Source organism: Stenotrophomonas sp. G4, assembly GCF_003428825.1.
Classification (GTDB): domain Bacteria; phylum Pseudomonadota; class Gammaproteobacteria; order Xanthomonadales; family Xanthomonadaceae; genus Stenotrophomonas; species Stenotrophomonas indicatrix.
Map to the genome: position 1 here is coordinate 3,363,760 of NZ_CP031741.1, position 16,567 is coordinate 3,380,326.

Below are 16,567 nucleotides of genomic sequence, written 5' to 3' on the forward strand. Positions count from 1 at the left end.
GCTCCACTGATCGGCTGATGCAGCAACGGCCCCGCAAGGGGCCGTTGTTTTTTGTACGTTCGTTGCTGGCGTCAACACCAACGAAAAAGGCCGCGGCAGTGCCGCGGCCTTTCTGCATCCAGCGATGAAGAACGCCTCAGCCGTTCGGAATCAGCGTGTCGATCAGATGCTCGACATACGCTTCGAAATCCTCGCGCGCCTGCTTGGGCTGCTGCAGCTGCAACGACAACTGCAGAAAGCCCACATAGGCGGCGTAGGCCAGGCGTGCGCGATGGCGTGCATCGGTCGAGCTCAGGCCCGCCTGGCGGAACGAGGCGATCAGGTAATCAAGCCGTCGCTGCGACACGCGGTCGATCACCGGCCGCACCATCGGATGGTCCAACGCTTTCAGCAGCTCGCTGTAGATGATGTGCGGCTGCACTTCGTGCGCCACCATCTGGAACAGCTGGCGCAGGCGCACGCGTGGATCCGGCACGTCTTCCAGGCTGCCGAACACCTGTTCCTGCTCGAACAGTTCCCAGCGTTCCAGCGCGGCCTGCAGCAGTGCATCACGCGAGGGGAAATGCCAGTAGAAACTGCCCTTGGTTACGCCAAGGCGGCGCGCCAGCGGCTCCACCGCGACGGCGCTCACACCTTGTTCGGCAATCAGATCGAGGGCCGCCTGGGCCCAGTCTTCGGCACTCAGGCGGCTGTTGCGGCCGGCACGCGGTTCGCCGGCGGAAGCGTCAGGTTGATTCATCTGCTGATTTAACCATACGCCGGGGTTCGTTGCAGTACGCGGTTGCGGCCGAAACCGTCGGCAGGCGGGCCGAGAGGCATTTTCGCAGCGCACCATACCGTGCAGTATTGACTTCCGCCAGAACCGATCCATACTAACGAGTATGGTTATGTCCCCTACTCCCGCTGCGTTCCATGACCTGCGTCTGGAGGCTGCCCACGGCGCCTCGCTGGCGGCAACCGCCAGCACCTCCGGCCGGCGCGGGCGTGTACTGTTCGCGCACGGCTTTGGCCAGACCCGCCACGCCTGGACGACCGCGGCCAGAGCCCTGTCGGCCGCAGGCCTGCAGACCCTGGCCTATGATGCCCGCGGTCACGGCGATTCCGACTGGAATGCGCCCGACCTGGCTTATCACGGCGAGCAGTTCGCCGATGACCTGATCGTGCTGGCCGGCGAGCAGCCGCGACCGCCGGTGCTGGTGGCGGCCTCGATGGGGGGCCTGTTCGGCCTGTTGGCCGAATCACGCTGGCCCGGGCTGTTCTCGGCCATGGTGCTGGTGGATATCACCCCACGCTGGGATACCGCTGGCGTCGAACGCATCCTCGCCTTCATGACCGCGCATCCGCAAGGATTCGCCTCGCTGTCGCAGGCTGCGGATGTGATTTCGGCCTATATGCCGCACCGCCCGCGCAAATCCGAGGATTCGCTGCGTGCCCTGCTGCGCGATGACGGCCACGGCCGCTGGCGTTGGCACTGGGATCCACGACTGGTGGCCGAACTGGCCCGTGACAGCGAACAGCACCAGGACGCACTGGCCGAAGCCGCGCGCCAGGTGAAGTGCCCGCTGCTGCTGGTCAGCGGTGGCCGCAGCGATCTGGTCACCCCGCAGACGGTGGCCGAATTCCTGGCATTGGCGCCACACGCGCGTCACGTACAGTTGCCGCAGGCCACGCACATGGTCGCCGGTGATGACAACGACGCCTTTACCGCTACTGTGTTGGACTATCTGGACGTGTTGCCCGCAGCGGATGCTGCAGCTTCGTCCGCCATAAACGAGCACGTCACCGGAGCACGCTCATGAGCCTCGTCATTCCCTTCCTCGCCCTGCTGCTGGCAGGCGCGTTCGTCGCCTACCACCGCATGCGCCTGCTGACCTGGACGCTGATCAGCGTGGCCCTGCTGGTGGCCTGCTGGTTCATCCCCTACGTCAACCAGACCGCCACGATCGTCGCGGCTGCGGTACTGGCCGTGATTGCCGTGCCGCTGCTGCTGCCGTTCATCCGCAAGCCGCTGCTGACCGGCCCGATGATGAAGGTGTTCCGCAAGGTGCTGCCGCCGCTGTCGCAGACCGAACGCATCGCCCTGGAAACCGGCTCGGTCGGCTTCGAAGGCGAACTGTTCACCGGTGATCCTGACTGGAACATCCTGCTGAACTACCCCAAGCCGCAGCTGACCGCTGAGGAACAGGCCTTCCTCGATGGCCCGGTCGAACAGCTGTGCACGATGGTCAACGACTGGGAAATCACCCACGTCCATGCCGACCTGCCGCCGGAACTGTGGGCCTTCATCAAGAAGAACAAGTTCTTCGGCATGATCATTCCGAAGGAATACGGCGGCCTGGGCTTCTCCGCGCTGGCCCACCACAAGGTGATCCAGAAGCTGGCCTCGGTGTCGTCGGTGGTCAGTTCCACCGTCGGCGTGCCGAACTCGCTGGGCCCGGGTGAACTGCTGGTGCATTACGGCACCCAGGAACAGAAGGACCAGTACCTGCCGCGTCTGGCCGATGGCCGCGAAGTGCCCTGCTTCGGCCTGACCGGTCCGTTCGCCGGCTCCGATGCGACCTCCATTCCCGACTACGGCATCGTCTGTAAGGGCGAGTGGAACGGCGAGCAGGTGCTCGGCGTCAAGCTGACCTTCGACAAGCGTTACATCACCCTGGCGCCGGTCGCCTCGCTGATCGGCCTGGCCTTCCGCATGTACGATCCGGATGGCCTGATCGGCCAGACCCGCGACATCGGCATCACCCTGGGCCTGCTGCCACGCGAGACCGCCGGCGTCGAGATCGGCCGTCGCCACTTCCCGCTGAACTCGACGTTCCAGAACGGCCCGATCCGCGGCAAGGACGTGTTCATTCCGCTGACCCAGCTGATCGGTGGCGCTGCGATGGCCGGCAAGGGCTGGAACATGCTCAACGAGTGCCTGGCCGTGGGTCGTTCGATCACCCTGCCATCCACCGCCAGCGGTGGTGCCAAGGCCGGTGCCGCAGTCACCGGCGCCTATGCGCGCATCCGCAAGCAGTTCGGCCTGTCGGTCGGCCGCTTCGAAGGCGTGGAAGAAGCGCTGGCCCGCATCGGTGGCAAGGCGTACAAGATCAGCGCGCTGTCGCAGGCCACCGCCGCTGCCGTGGACCGCGGTGACGTGCCGTCGGTGCCGTCGGCGATCGCCAAGTACCACTGCACCACCATGAGTCGCGAAGTGATCTCGGACATGATGGACGTGATCGGCGGCAAGGGCATCATCCTGGGGCCGCGCAACTTCGCCGGCCGCAGCTGGCAGGCCGCGCCGATCGCCATCACGGTGGAAGGCGCCAACATCATGACCCGCAGCCTGCTGATCTTCGGCCAGGGCGCGATCCTCTGCCACCCGTGGGTGCTGAAGGAAATGAAGGCCGCGCAGGACCCGGACACCCGTGCCGGCCTGCAGGACTTCGACCGCAGCCTGTTCGGCCACATCCGCTACGGCATCTCCAATGCTGTTCGTTCGTTCTGGTTCGGCCTGACCGGCGCACGCTTCGGCGCTGCCCCGGGCGATGCCTACACCCGCCGTTACTTCCGCAAGCTGGACCGTTACTCGGCCAACCTGGCGCTGATGGCCGACATCTCGATGATGACGCTCGGCGGCAAGCTGAAGTTCAAGGAATCGCTGTCCGGCCGCCTGGGCGACGTGCTGAGCCATGTCTACATGACCAGCGCCATGCTCAAGCGTTACCACGACGAAGGCGCGCCGCAGGCCGACCAGCCGCTGCTGGCCTGGGCCTTCCATGACAGCGTGCACAAGATCGAGGAATCGCTGTCGGCCGCCCTGCGCAACTTCCCGATCCGTCCGATCGGCTGGTTGATGTGGGCACTGATCTTCCCGCTGGGCCGTCGTGCCGAGGCGCCCGGTGACCGCCTGAGCCGTCGCGTGGCTGCGCTGCTGATGGCACCCAACGAAGCCCGCGACCGCCTCGCCAGCGGCGTGTTCCTGACCCCTTGCGAGAACAACCCGGGTGGCCGCATCAACAGCTACCTGAGCAAGGCGATCATGGCCGAGCCGGTCGAGCGCAAGTTCCTGAAGGCACTGAAGAGCAAGGGCATCGAGGCGCTGGACTTCAACAGCCAGCTCGACGAGGCCGTGGCCGAAGGCGTGATCACCCAGGACGAGCGCAGCCTGCTGGAAGAGCTGCGTACGCTGACCCTGGACACCATCACCGTGGACGATTTCGACACCCACGAACTGCGCGCGGCCAGCTACTACGACCGCCAGAACAAGGACCCGCACTCGCAGGCGGCCTGATCGCCCGCGACACGCGTTGCCTCGACGGCGGGCCTTGCCCGCCGTCGCTTTGTCCGCCGACCGGAAACCGCCATGTCCACGCCCCTGCTTTCGCTCTATCACCGCCTGCAGCGCTGGCCTGCCGGCACCTGGCTGTTCTCGCGCGCGGTGTGCTTCAAGGCGCCCTATTTCGCCAGCATCGCGCCGCGCATCACGCGCCTGGAGAACGGCCGCTGCGAGGGCACGCTGGCCGACCGCCGCAAGGTGCGCAACCACATCGGCACGGTGCACGCGATCGCAATGTGCAACCTGGCCGAACTGACCGCCGGGCTGATGGTCGATGCGTCGCTGCCCAAGGGCATGCGCTGGATCCCGAAGGGCATGCAGGTGCAGTACCTGGCCAAGGCGCGCGGCACGCTGCAGGCGACGGCATTGCCGGCGCAGCCGATCGTGGTGGCGACCGAAGGCTATGCGTTGCCGGTGACGGTGAGTGTGCGCGACCGCGCGGGGACGGAGGTGTTCAGCGCGGTGATTGACATGTGGCTGTCGCCGGCGAAGTGATGTTGCCGCGAACGGCGCAGCCCCTCGTGGGTGGATGCTGAAAAAGCGGTTCATCGGTTGGGCCGGAGGGGTGGGATGCCCAGGGGACGCCGTGCATACGTCCCTGTAGGCTCGGGCGCGCCATCCATGGCGCTTACGCCCCTGCGCATCCCACCCCTCCGGCCTCTTACAGATCTCTGCGGCGTCCACCCACGCAAGAGAAAAAGAAGAGCAAAAGCAAAAAAGCGGCCCGGCGGCCGCTTTTTTCATGCGCGCAGAACCCACGAGCGCAGCGACCCGCTGTTGCTCTTGATCTTCTTTTCTTCTCCGTGGGCTGGCCGCGCACGGAACCTGTCAGGGGTGTGGCGGGTGGGCCGTGCAGGGGCGTTGGCGCCATGGATGGCGCCATCGAGCTTACATGGACGTACTTGCAGCGTCCCCTGCACGGCCCACCCGCCACACCCATCACATGACCCGCTCTACGCGACCACCCCACGAGGGGCTGCGCCGTTGGCTGGAAACTACGCTACCGCGCGAAACACCAACGCCAGGATCGCCGGCAACGCCTGGATCATGAAGATGCGCCGGCTCACGCTGTAGGCGCCATAGCACCCCGCCACCACCACGCACACCAGCGAGAACGTCACCAGCACCGGCTGCGCCAGCACCAGCCCCACCACGATGCCCGCCGCCAGGAAGCCGTTGTACAGGCCCTGGTTGGCCGCCAGCACGCGCGTGGTCTCCGCCTTCTCCGGTGAATTGCGGAACGTCTTCAGGCCCAGCGGCCGGGTCCACAGGAACATCTCCAGCACCAGGAAGTACAGGTGCAGCACAGCGACCAGCACGGTCAGCAGCAGCGCGAGCGACGACATCGATTCTCTCCTCGAAATGTGGGTGGCGACCTCAGCGGTCGCGCGGCAGCTTCTTCTCTTCGCGCAGCACGCCGAACGCCGCCAGGGTCATCAACCCGGCGACGACCACGCCACCGACGAACACCACGTGCGAACCGAACAGCGACAGCCCCTTGTGCAGCCAGGCGAAGCTCAGGTCGGCGCCGCGGTAGACCACCGTGTCGATCGCCGCGCCTGCCTTGTAGCGCCACTGCCGGTCCACGCGGGTGTAGATGGTTTCGCGGGCCGGCTTGGCCAAAGCAAACTCACTGGCGCGGGTCATCACCTGCACCACCGCCACCATCAGCGGCATCGGCGAGGCGGCCAGCACCGAGAAGCCGATCAGGATCGCAAAGCCGGGAATCAACAGCGCCGGCGCGATGCCATGGCGTGACAGCAGCCAGCGGGTCAGGCCTACCTGCATCAGCAGCGCCAGCGCGTTCACCGCCAGGTCGATGCGCGAGAAGAAGGCAGTGGCAGCGCCTGCATCGTTGAACGAGGCACGCACGATGGTGGCCTGCTGGTTGTACAGCAACGTGCCGACACCCACGCCGAACAGCACCATGATCGCCAGCCAGCGCAGCAGGGGTTCGCGCGCGATCAGCTTCAGGCCATCAAGCACGCTGCCGCCCATCGGCTGCTCACCCGACACCAAACGCTGCTCACGCTCGCGCAGCACCGCCCAGTAACGCAGCCGCCAGATGCACAACAGGCAGAACATCAGGAAGCCAGTCGATACCAGCATCAGGTTGGCGATGCCCACCCGCTGCACCAGCACACTGGTGATGAACGGGCCGAGGAAAGCCCCAATGGTGCCGGCCGCACCGATGTAGCCGTAGTACGCCCGCGCCTGCGCGTTGGAGAACACGTCGGCCATGAAGCTCCAGAATACGGCTACGGCGAACAGGTTGAAGACGCTGATCCAGAAGAAGAAGGCCATGCCGCGCCCGGGCACATCGCTGTCGAACAGTGCATAGAAGCCCAGCAGGGTGGCAATGAAGAAGCCGTACACCGCCGGCAGGAACACCCGCCGCGGGAAGCGGCTGACCAGCCAGCCATAGACCGGCTGCAGCACCAGCATGATCACGAATACGCAGGAGAACAGGAACTGCAGGACGAAGTCCTTCAGGGCGATGCCATGGCTGGCGAACCAGGCGATCAACGCCGCCGGGAACACCGTCTCCAGGTCGGCCGAAGCAGCCATCGCCTCGCGTACCGGCCGCAGCACGTAGTAGCCGCTGAGCAGGCAGAAGAAGTACAGGAACGACCACCACAGCGCCGGCGACTCGCGCAGCGCGGCCAGCAGGCCCTTCAGTGCCCCGCTTTCACGCGCCGCGCTCACGCGGCTCCCCTCGCCCGCAAACGGCGGTTGGACAGCGGCATGGCAGGCTCCGGGGGCAGTGAAGCGCGTACGTTATCCAATGCACTGCAACATCGCCAGCGCAGGCGGCGCCGATGGCTGCAACGCAGTGTCACGGACAGGCCCGGCGGACACCTTGTGATACACGCTTTTCTGGCGTCAAAAAACCAACTTTTTCAACGAGATGCGCATTCATCTTCGCTTTGTTTGTGCACAGGCGAAAAGCGGCGCTAGAATCATCCCCAGCAGTCGCGCACGGGTTCCAACCGATGAAAAAGAACAGCCTGCGTCGTCCGATCCGTTCGGCGGCCACCGGTTTGCTGGGCATGCTGATGCCCCTTGCCTTGTCCACCACCGCGCAGACCCCGCCGGCGTTGCCGCCGATGCCGACCAACATCGAAACCGCTGCCGGTGGCGCCGTCGCCCACACCCAGCCTGCGGCCTATCGCACCGGGCTGGTGCCGCAGGTGCAGTTGCCCGCTGCCGGCTTCAACGTCGCCAACATCGAATCGATGGCGCAGCAGCTCACCTATGGCGAGCGCGTGCCGGGCATGGCAGTAGCCATCGTGCAGGGTGGCCGCGTGCTCAGCGCGCGCGGCTACGGTGTCACCGACGTCAACAACCCGTTGCCGGTCGATGCCCACACCGTGTTCCGCCTGGCGTCGCTGTCCAAGGCCTTCGCCGGCACCATGGCCGGCCTGCTGGTCAACGACGGTACCCTGCGCTGGGACAGCAAGGTCACCGACTACGTGCCGGGCTTCCGCCTGAGCTCGCCGGAGGCCACCGACCGCCTGACCGTGGCCGACGTACTCAGCCATCGCGTCGGCCTGCCGTACAACGCCTACGACCGCGACATCGAAGGCAATGCCGAGTACTACGCGCTGACCCAGAAGCTGGCCAACACCAGCCTGAAGTGCCTGCCGGGCGACTGCTACGCCTACCAGAACGTGGCTTTCAGCCTGATCGGCGACGTCGTGTATGCCGCCTCCGGCAGCTTCTACGAGCAGTCGGTCGAACGCCGCATCTTCAAGCCGCTCGGCATGAACGATGCCAGCCTCGGCCTGGCCGGCATCCAGGCCAGCTCGCGCTGGGCGCGCCCGCACGTGCGCAGCCGCAACGGCTGGGTGTCGCTGACGCCGAAACCGACCTATTACCGCGTCGCCCCTGCTGCCGGCGTCAACGCCAGCGCCAGTGACATGGCGCAGTGGCTGCTGGCCCATACCGGCCACCGCCCGGACGTGCTGCCGGCACCGCTGCTGGCGACTCTGCACTCCAGCCTGATCAACACGCCCGGCGAGATGCGCTCGGGATGGCGCCGCGAACGCCTGCACTCGGCCGGCTACGCGCTGGGCTGGCGCACCTTCGACTACGCCGGTCACGATGTCGTGTTCCATGCCGGCGCGGTACAGGGCTACCGTGGCCTGGTTGCATTGGTGCCCGAGCGCGACCTCGGCATCGCCATCATGTGGAACGGCGAAAGCAGCCTGCCCAGCGGCCTGCTGCCGACCGTGCTCGATGCTGCCCTGGGCCTGCCGTCGCAGCGCTGGCTGGACGTGGACACCGACTTCGGCAGCGACAACCTGATGGCCGAGGGCGCCGCTCCGGTGCAGCAGGACAAGCGCAAGGGCAAGGGTGCCTCGGGCAACCGCGCGGTGGCCTCACCGCGCTGAGCTGGCGAGCTCGACGTTGAGCAGAAGGGCGGCCCTCGGGTCGCCCTTTTTCGTATGCGCTTGCGCGTCCTCCGCATGACGCCAGGTCCTTGCCGTTCGTGCCGGAGGCTAGTGGGCGAAGTAGTGCATTCCGCCATCCACCGGAATCACCGCCCCGGTGATGTACCCCGCCAACGGTGAGGCCAGGAACGCAACCAGGTGCGCGATCTCCTCTGGTTCGCCGAAACGCCCCATCGGGATGTTGCGGGCGATGAACTCACGCCGGCTCTCTTCGGTGGGATGCAGCCGATCCAGGATCTGCGCGCTGTTGATCCGCCCCGGCGCGATCGAGTTGATGGTGATGCCCTCGCCCGCCACGTCGCAGGACAGCCCCTTGCTCCACAGATGCAGTGCCGCCTTCGCCGGGCTCGCGGCATTCACCGCACGCGGCTCCATCGACCCGCTGAGGTTGATCACACGCCCCCAGCCATTGGCCCGCATCGACGGCAGCAACGCCTGCGTCAGCCGTCGTGCCGCCGAGAAGTTCAGTGCCATCGCCTCGTCCCACACCTCGTCTGCTGCGGCCACCCCGGCCAACCGTGCGCCACCGGCCGCGTTGACCAGGATATCCACGTGCTGCAGCGCCTGCAGCGAAGCGCTGGCGATGCGCTGCACATCGTCGGCGTCGGTCAGATCGCCCATCAACACGACGGGTACCGGTCCACCCGCCGCCTCGATTGCGGCCGCCACCGATTGCAACGGCGCCTGCCGCCGCGCGGTGATCGCCACGCGCACACCCTGCGTCGCCAGTACCCGCGCAACACCTGCGCCGATGCCACTGCCTGCGCCGGTGACCAGCGCGGTACGTCCTTCAAGATCCAGTTTCATGTGCTGCCCTGCCAGGTTCTGCCGGCCCATCTGGCCGTGCGGACATGCTCTTTGAACACCCTCGATTGATAAACTCCGGCTAGGTTTCAACATTCAGAACCCGGGGTGTCAGATGAACCTGTTGGAGAGCATGCAGGTCTATGTGCTGGCCGTGGAAAAGGGCAGCCTCAGTGCTGCGGCATCGACACTGGACATCTCCGCGACGATGGCCGGCAAGCACCTGCGCGCCCTGGAAGAACGGCTGGGCATGCAGCTGTTGAACCGCACGACCCGTCGGCAGCACATGACCGCTTTCGGTGAGGCCTACTACGGCCGCTGCAAAGAGATCCTGCGCCTGGTGGAGGAAACCGATGCGCAGGCCCAGCATCACCATCTGGCACCGGCGGGCAAGCTGCGGATCAGTGCACCGGTGATCTTCGGCACGCATGCGCTGGTGCCGGCACTGTCGACCTACATGGACCGCTACCCCGAGGTCAGTGTCGAACTGGTCCTGACCGATCGCGTGGTCGAACTGGCCGATGAGGGATTCGAGGCCGCCATCCGCATCGGCACGCTGGCCGATGCCACGCATCTGGTGGCGCGCCCGCTCAGCCCCTACCGGCTGACCCTGTGTGCATCACCGGCCTATCTCGCACGGCATGGCACGCCGCACAACGCGCAGGAACTGCAGCAGCATCAATGCCTGTCGCTGGATCCGGCTGCGCTGTCGCACTGGCTGGGCAACGAAGTGGCATTGCCAGCGCCGCCTTCGGGACGGTTGCAGATCAACAACGGCGAAGCGCTGCGGCTGGCCGCGCTGCAGGGCCTGGGCATCATCCTGCAGTCGAGCCTGCTGCTGGCAGCAGACATCGTTGCGGGTAGCCTGGTCCCGTTGCTGCCGGAACATCGCCGGCACGGTCGGCCCATGCACGTGGTCTATCCGCACGACCGGTATCACTCGACCCGGCTGCGCAGCTTCGTGGATTTCCTGGTCGAGCGGTTTCCCTGCGACGCAGCGGGTGAACGCAGCTGGCCAGGCGCAGGCAGCCCATAAAAAAACCCCCTCCCCGCTGGGCAGTCGGGGAAGGGGTCTCAGGGTACGGCTATCGGGAAGTACTTAGATCAGCGGTGCCGGAGTTGCCGGAAGGGCCACCGGAGCGGCCTTCTTCTTGCGGGCGGCCGGCTTGCGCTTGGCAACCTTCTTGGCAGCCTTCTTCGGGGCAGCCTTCTTGGTCGCCTTCTTCGCAGTCTTCTTCACTGCCTTCTTGGCGGTCTTCTTTGTCGCCTTCTTCACTGCCTTTTTGGCGACCTTCTTGGCCGGCTTGCGGGCAGTGGTCTTCTTGGCGGCTTTCTTGGCAGTCTTCCTGGTGGCCTTCTTGGCTACCTTCTTGACGGCCTTCTTCGCGGTCTTCTTGGCAGCGGACTTCTTGGCTACCTTCTTGGCCGCCTTCTTCACTGTCTTCTTCGCCGTGGCCTTCTTGGCGACCTTCTTGGCAGCCTTCTTCACTGCCTTCTTGGCGGTCGCCTTCTTCGCGACCTTCTTCACTGCCTTCTTGGCAGCGGCCTTCTTGGCGACTTTCTTCACCGCTTTCTTGGCGGCGGGCTTTTTCTTCGCAGCTTTCTTGGTTGCCATGGTGATGGCTCCTCGTCAGTGATAGGGAGTTGAAACGCCCAGGTGGATCAAACCCGCCCATGCTGCGTGCGGGGACCGCCGGCGCGTCGGGCGCGCCGTTACGGATGCGGTGATGCCCGCCACGATCGGCGGAGCAGGCATCGGAACAGGGGTCGCCTTGCATTTCTCGAGGGGAAGCGGGGCCATGTCCACCGTCGTCAGGATCGCGGTGGTCTTCAAGGGGCTGCTTCGCATCGGACGATTGATTCTGCGCACTCGGTTTGGCAGGCAAGGTCTGCTGAGGCGAAACCTAATCACGGTTTTTTTTACTGTCAACAACCCCGCGAAAAATTTTCACATCCGCCGCGTCCCGGAAGCCCTTCCCGCGCCTGCCGATGTTCCTCCGCGAGCGCCGGCAAACACTGCATCGCGCATCGTCGCTGCCATCAACTGCGCACGAACAGCGAAGAAAAAACACTTGAAATAAGCCTTCTGCGTCATGTAGGGGCCTGAAGCGGAACGCCACGCGGCGACGCGGCCATGCATGGCAACGCACGCGCCAACGCCAGCACAACGGACCTGCAACAAGGCCAAAAACTTTTCACATCCGGGCGCGCCGCTGCGGGGGTGGAAACGCGGATTTGCGCAAAACTGCGCACGCCTTTTGCCCGCGCTCAACACCGACTGATGCCATGGCGATGGCATGCGGCGAACCGGTCGGCATGAGTGGGAGGCGTTCTGCAAAACGAAAACGGCCACCCGAGGGTGGCCGTTTTCGTACCGGGAAACGACGACTCAGTGCTCGTCGTCTTCCAGGCCTTCGGCGTACGCGTCTGGGTCCAGCAGCTCGTTGAGCTCGTCGCTGTTGGACACTTCGACGACGAACATCCAGCCATCGCCGTAGGCGTCTTCGTTGATGGTTTCCGGCTTGTCGGCCAGTGCCGAGTTGACCTCGACGATGGTGCCGCTGATCGGGCTGTAGACGTCGGAGGCGGCCTTCACCGACTCGACGACCGCGATCTGCTCGTTGGCCTTGGCGGTCGCGCCGACTTCGGGCAGCTCGACGTAGACCAGGTCACCCAGCAGGCCCTGGGCGTGGTCGGAAATACCGACGGTCACGCGGCCATTGCCTTCGACACGGGCCCACTCATGGGACTTGAGGAACTTGAGGTCGCCGGGGATCTCGCTCATGGGACTGCTCCAGAGATATGCAGGGGGTGGAAAATACGGGGCTAGTGTAACCAACCGGCCGCCACTGCTGGCAGTGACGACCGGCATGTTTGGATCAGGCGTCGCCAAGCACGCCGGGCTGGGCCTGGCCTTCGCGCACGAACGGGAACTTGACCACCCGCACCGGCACCTGACGGCCGCGGATGTCGACGGTGACCTGGCCGAGTTCACCGGCCGGCACGCGCGCGAATGCGATGCCCTTGGCCAGAGTCGGCGAGAAGGTGCCGGACAGGATCTCGCCCTGGCCACTGGCGGTGGTGACCGCCTGGCCATGGCGCAGCACGCCCTTCTCATCCATCACCAGGCCGATCATCTGACGCGCGTTGCCGGCGGCCTTCTGCGCTTCCAGCACGTCGCGGCCGATGAAGTCGCGGCCCTCGTCCAGCGACACCGTCCAGGCCAGCGCCGCTTCGTACGGGCTGATCGCTTCGTCCATGTCCTGGCCGTAAAGATTCATGCCGGCTTCCAGGCGCAGGGTATCGCGTGCACCCAGACCGGCCGGCTTCACGCCGGCGGCAAGCAGGCGGTTCCAGAACGCGACCACGGCATCCTGCGGCAGCAGGATCTCGAAACCGTCTTCGCCGGTGTAGCCGGTGCGGGCGACGAACAGCTCAACGCCGTCGTCGGACTGCACCTGCAGCGCGGCGAAACGGCCGAGCTTGCCCAGCGATTCACGGTCGGCTTCGCGGGCCAGGCCGATGACGATGTCACGCGCCTGCGGACCCTGCACGGCGAGGATTGCCAGGTCTGGACGCTGTTCGACCGAGACGTTGAACGGTGCAGCCTGCTCGCGCAGCCACGCCAGATCCTTCTCGCGGGTGGAGGCGTTGACCACCATGCGGAAGAAGTCCTCGCCCAGGTAATAGACGATCAGGTCGTCGATGACGCCGCCCTGCGGATTCAGCATGCACGAGTACAACGCCTTGCCGGTGACCTTGAGCTTGTCGACCGAGTTGGCCAGCAGGCGGCGCAGGAACGGCTTGACCTGGTCACCGCGCAGGTCGACCACGGTCATGTGGCTGACGTCGAACACGCCCGACTCACGACGCACCAGGTGGTGCTCGTCCAGCTGCGAGCCGTAGTGGATGGGCATGTCCCAACCCCCGAAATCGACCATCTTGGCGCCAAGGGCGCGGTGGGTATCGTTGAGCAGCGTCTTCTGGGTCATGACCGGGTCCGGCAGCAGAGGAAACAAGAACGCGCATTATCCCAGATCGGTCGGCCGCAGGTCGCGCCGCAGCGCAGCGGGGGGATGTTGGCCGGCCTGCGGCCGGCGGGCGCTTTCTACAAGCCAGGCAACGGCAACGGCAACGGCAACGGCCAAAGCGTATCGGCTCGGCGACGTCTGTGGGCTGGTGGGGCGATGTGGGGTTGCGGGACACGCCGCAAGTACGTCCGTGTAGGCTCGTAGGCGCCATCCATGGCGCCTGCGGTCCCTCCACCCCACACCGCCCCACCCCGACAGGTTCCCGATGACGGGACGGAAGGCAAGAGCGGTTGTGGATGTCGATACATATATGGAGAGAAGTGTCGAAGCCATTGCCTGCGGAAAGGGATCCGACCCCGGGCACACAGAGCGCAGCGACCAGCTTTTGCTTCCCGCTTTTAATTTCTTTTCCGTGGGCGGACGCCACCGGAAACTGTCAGAGGTCGGGCGGGTGGGCTGGGCAGGGGTATCCGCGCCATGGATGGCGCGGCTAAGCCTCCAGGGACGGATTCACGGCGTCCCCTGCACAGCCCACCCGCCCGATCCAAACACATGAAACGCACTACGCGACCCGCCCACGAGGGCTGCGCCGTTGGCTGGAAACCCTAGGCGACCGCCTCGACCACCAGCGCACTGCCCTGCACCGCCACCACCCGCACCAGCGTCCCGGCCGGCAGCTCCGGCCCACTCACCTGCCACGATGCGTCGTCGATGCTGACCCTGCCCTGCCCGGCAACGATGGCCTGCTGCAAGGGCACCACCCGCCCGACCAGTTGTTCAGCACGGCGGTTCAGCAGCGGTGCGTCGCTCTGCCGCGCACGCGGCCTGCCCCAGTGCCGGTAGCACTGGATCGACAGCACGCTCAGCACCACGAAAGCGACCACCTGCCACAGCACCGGGATATCGGCGAACACCGCTACCAGCGCGAACACCGCCGCCGCACCGATGCCGATCCACAGCATGAACGCGCCGGGCGCCAGCGCTTCGGCGGCGAACAGCAGCAAGGCCAACGCACCCCAGGCAACGACTTCCCAGCGCATGTCAGCCTCCGATCGGTGGCGGCCGCTTTGCCGGCGGCCGGGTTTCCTGGTTGGACAGGGCCTGCTTGGCCAGCTCGGCCACGCCGGCGATCGAACCAATCACTCCGCTGGCCTCCATCGGCATCAGCACCAGCTTCTGGTTCGGCGACGTGGCCAGTTCCTTGAACGCTTCCACATACTTCTGGGCGATGAAGTAATTGATGGCCTGGACGTCGCCGTCGGCGATCGCCGCCGACACCACCTGGGTCGCCTTGGCTTCGGCTTCGGCCAGGCGCTCGCGTGCTTCGGCGTCGCGGAATGCGGCCTCGCGCCGCCCCTCCGCTTCCAGCACCGTGGCCTGCTTCTCGCCTTCGGCACGCAGGATCTCGGACTGCCTAGAACCTTCCGCCTCGAGGATCTGCGCGCGCTTCTCGCGCTCGGCCTTCATCTGCCGGGCCATCGCATCGAGCAGGTCGCGCGGCGGCTGGATGTCGCGGATCTCGATGCGGTTGACCTTCACGCCCCACGGGTTGGTCGCATGGTCGACCACGCTGAGCAGCTTGGCGTTGATCACCTCGCGCTGGCTGAGCGATTCATCCAGGTCCATCGAGCCGATCACGGTACGGATGTTGGTCTGCACCAGGGCGATCATCGCCACTTCCAGCACCGATACCTCGTAGGCGGCCTTGGCCGCGTCCAGCACCTGGAAGAACACCACGCCATCGACGCGCACGGCGGCGTTGTCCTTGGTGATCACTTCCTGGCCGGGCACGTCCAGCACCTGTTCCATCATGTTCACCTTGCGCCCCACGCCGTAGACGATCGGGATCAGGAAATGCAGGCCGGGCGACATGGTGTGGGTATAACGGCCGAACCGCTCGACGGTCCATTCATAGCCCTGTGGCACCATCCGCACTGCCTTGAACAGGATGACCACGGCCACGAAGGCCAGCACCGCGCTGAAGAACATGGTCGGGAACATCGCGCTTTCCTTATGGGAGACGTCCGGAGCCCAGCATAGCGCGTGGATGCAGGCGATGCTGGTACCGCACTTTCCAGCCGAAAGCAGCCGAGCGTGGCCCGGCGCTGCAGGATGAACCCGCTCAGATCCGGGTCGTGGCCAGGAAGCGCTCGCGGTCCTGCTGGGTCTGCCGGCGGATCTCGGCCAGCGCCTGGCTTTCGGTCGCCTCCAGCATCGCCTCGAACAGGCGCTGGAAGTGATGGCGCATCGCATTGCGTGCAGCGACGGGATCGCGCGCGCGCAGCCCCTCGAAGATCGCCATGTGCTCGTCGGCGCGGCTGGCACCATCGTCATGGCACACCCGTGCATAGACCTCGGTCACCCGCGGCAGCTCGCTGCGCATGCGCCAGATCTGCTGCACGAAATACTCGACCACCGGGTTGCCCGACAGGCGGGCGATGGCCAGGTGGAAGCGGCGGTCGTAGTCGCCGGCCTCTTCATCGGTAAGGTCACGCCGGCACAGCGCTTCAGCCAGCACCTGCAGCTCGGCGATGCCGGCCTCATCGATATTGCTTGCCGCCAGCGCTGCAGCTTCCGCCTCGAACACGGCACGCGCCGCGGTCAGGTCGAAGGCGCTGATATCGGGCAGCCCGCCGGCAGCCTGGGCCGGGCGCGGCTTCACATAGACGCCCGAACCGATACGGATCGCGATCCAGCCCTGCGCTTCCAGGGCGATTTCCGCCTCACGGATGGTGACCCGGCTGACGCCGAAGCGTTCGGCAAGTTCACGTTCGCCCGGCAGGCGCGAACCCGGCGGATATTCGCCATCCTCGATCAGCTTGCGGAGCTTGGCGGCGATGGTCTGGTAGAGACGGTTGGCGGACATGCGGCTGACCCTTGGCGGTTCCCTCCGGGCCCGTCCCCGGCCACCGGGCACGGTGCGGGTCCGGTTGGAGCGACGGCGCGACCATTGGCCGCGC

Annotated in this window: 16 protein-coding genes; 6 read left to right on the top strand and 10 right to left on the bottom strand. The window is 65.9% G+C overall.

Annotation, left to right across the window (positions count from 1 at the left end; all coding sequences use genetic code 11):
* Positions 1 to 136: 136 nt before the first annotated feature.
* Complete coding sequence (locus tag D0Y85_RS15530; RefSeq protein ID WP_025877807.1) at positions 137 to 739, bottom strand: TetR/AcrR family transcriptional regulator; 603 nt, start codon at positions 737 to 739, stop codon at positions 137 to 139.
* Positions 740 to 881: 142 nt separating this feature from the next.
* On the opposite strand from D0Y85_RS15530, the gene D0Y85_RS15535 reads away from it, so the two are divergent.
* From D0Y85_RS15535 to D0Y85_RS15545, 3 genes are all read left to right on the top strand, one after another.
* Positions 882 to 1,799 carry an alpha/beta fold hydrolase gene (locus D0Y85_RS15535; RefSeq protein ID WP_117311064.1) on the top strand — a complete coding sequence of 306 codons (918 nt, stop codon included), beginning with the start codon at positions 882 to 884 and terminating at the stop codon, positions 1,797 to 1,799.
* Entirely contained in the window at positions 1,796 to 4,273 is a 2,478-nt protein-coding gene (locus D0Y85_RS15540) for an acyl-CoA dehydrogenase (protein WP_117311066.1), read from the top strand. Before D0Y85_RS15535 ends, D0Y85_RS15540 begins: the two co-directional genes overlap by 4 nt.
* 72 nt (positions 4,274 to 4,345) lie before the next feature.
* Positions 4,346 to 4,813, top strand: coding sequence for a hotdog fold domain-containing protein (locus D0Y85_RS15545; protein WP_117311068.1), 468 nt, complete (start codon positions 4,346 to 4,348; stop codon positions 4,811 to 4,813).
* Between the two features lie 500 nt (positions 4,814 to 5,313).
* Here the strand turns inward: D0Y85_RS15545 and D0Y85_RS15550 are convergent, their stop codons facing one another.
* Both D0Y85_RS15550 and D0Y85_RS15555 read right to left on the bottom strand, forming a co-directional pair.
* Positions 5,314 to 5,664 carry a DUF1304 domain-containing protein gene (locus D0Y85_RS15550; protein ID WP_117311070.1) on the bottom strand — a complete coding sequence of 117 codons (351 nt, stop codon included), beginning with the start codon at positions 5,662 to 5,664 and terminating at the stop codon, positions 5,314 to 5,316.
* Between the two features lie 31 nt (positions 5,665 to 5,695).
* Entirely contained in the window at positions 5,696 to 7,024 is a 1,329-nt protein-coding gene (locus D0Y85_RS15555; protein WP_117311072.1) for an MFS transporter, read from the bottom strand.
* Positions 7,025 to 7,311: 287 nt separating this feature from the next.
* On the opposite strand from D0Y85_RS15555, the gene D0Y85_RS15560 reads away from it, so the two are divergent.
* The gene (locus D0Y85_RS15560) at positions 7,312 to 8,712 is read left to right on the top strand and encodes a serine hydrolase domain-containing protein (protein ID WP_117311075.1); all 1,401 of its coding nucleotides are present in this window, start codon (positions 7,312 to 7,314) and stop codon (positions 8,710 to 8,712) included.
* 108 nt (positions 8,713 to 8,820) lie between these two features.
* Here the strand turns inward: D0Y85_RS15560 and D0Y85_RS15565 are convergent, their stop codons facing one another.
* Positions 8,821 to 9,579, bottom strand: a complete 759-nt coding sequence (locus D0Y85_RS15565; protein ID WP_117311956.1) for an SDR family oxidoreductase — start codon at positions 9,577 to 9,579, stop codon at positions 8,821 to 8,823.
* 112 nt (positions 9,580 to 9,691) lie between these two features.
* On the opposite strand from D0Y85_RS15565, the gene D0Y85_RS15570 reads away from it, so the two are divergent.
* Positions 9,692 to 10,612: a LysR family transcriptional regulator gene (locus D0Y85_RS15570; RefSeq protein WP_117311077.1), complete on the top strand. Its 921-nt coding sequence runs from the start codon at positions 9,692 to 9,694 to the stop codon at positions 10,610 to 10,612.
* A gap of 63 nt (positions 10,613 to 10,675) precedes the next feature.
* Here D0Y85_RS15570 and D0Y85_RS15575 read toward each other — a convergent pair whose 3' ends face one another.
* The gene (locus D0Y85_RS15575) at positions 10,676 to 11,191 is read right to left on the bottom strand and encodes a histone (RefSeq protein WP_117311080.1); all 516 of its coding nucleotides are present in this window, start codon (positions 11,189 to 11,191) and stop codon (positions 10,676 to 10,678) included.
* A gap of 112 nt (positions 11,192 to 11,303) precedes the next feature.
* On the opposite strand from D0Y85_RS15575, the gene D0Y85_RS20625 reads away from it, so the two are divergent.
* Positions 11,304 to 11,657 (top strand): hypothetical protein, encoded by a 354-nt coding sequence (locus D0Y85_RS20625; RefSeq protein ID WP_162887683.1) that lies wholly within the window; start codon positions 11,304 to 11,306, stop codon positions 11,655 to 11,657.
* A gap of 308 nt (positions 11,658 to 11,965) precedes the next feature.
* On the opposite strand, the gene gcvH is transcribed toward D0Y85_RS20625, so the two are convergent.
* The 5 genes from gcvH to D0Y85_RS15600 all read right to left on the bottom strand — a co-directional run bounded on the left by gcvH (position 11,966) and on the right by D0Y85_RS15600 (position 16,473).
* Complete coding sequence (gcvH, locus tag D0Y85_RS15580; RefSeq protein ID WP_059064838.1) at positions 11,966 to 12,361, bottom strand: glycine cleavage system protein GcvH; 396 nt, start codon at positions 12,359 to 12,361, stop codon at positions 11,966 to 11,968.
* A gap of 94 nt (positions 12,362 to 12,455) precedes the next feature.
* Entirely contained in the window at positions 12,456 to 13,568 is a 1,113-nt protein-coding gene (gcvT, locus tag D0Y85_RS15585; RefSeq protein WP_117311082.1) for a glycine cleavage system aminomethyltransferase GcvT, read from the bottom strand.
* A 644-nt stretch (positions 13,569 to 14,212) separates the two neighbouring features.
* Positions 14,213 to 14,647, bottom strand: a complete 435-nt coding sequence (locus D0Y85_RS15590; RefSeq protein ID WP_117311084.1) for an NfeD family protein — start codon at positions 14,645 to 14,647, stop codon at positions 14,213 to 14,215.
* A gap of 1 nt (position 14,648) precedes the next feature.
* Entirely contained in the window at positions 14,649 to 15,608 is a 960-nt protein-coding gene (locus tag D0Y85_RS15595; RefSeq protein WP_025877782.1) for an SPFH domain-containing protein, read from the bottom strand.
* Positions 15,609 to 15,729: 121 nt separating this feature from the next.
* Complete coding sequence (locus D0Y85_RS15600; protein WP_059064840.1) at positions 15,730 to 16,473, bottom strand: FadR/GntR family transcriptional regulator; 744 nt, start codon at positions 16,471 to 16,473, stop codon at positions 15,730 to 15,732.
* Positions 16,474 to 16,567 lie beyond the last annotated feature (94 nt).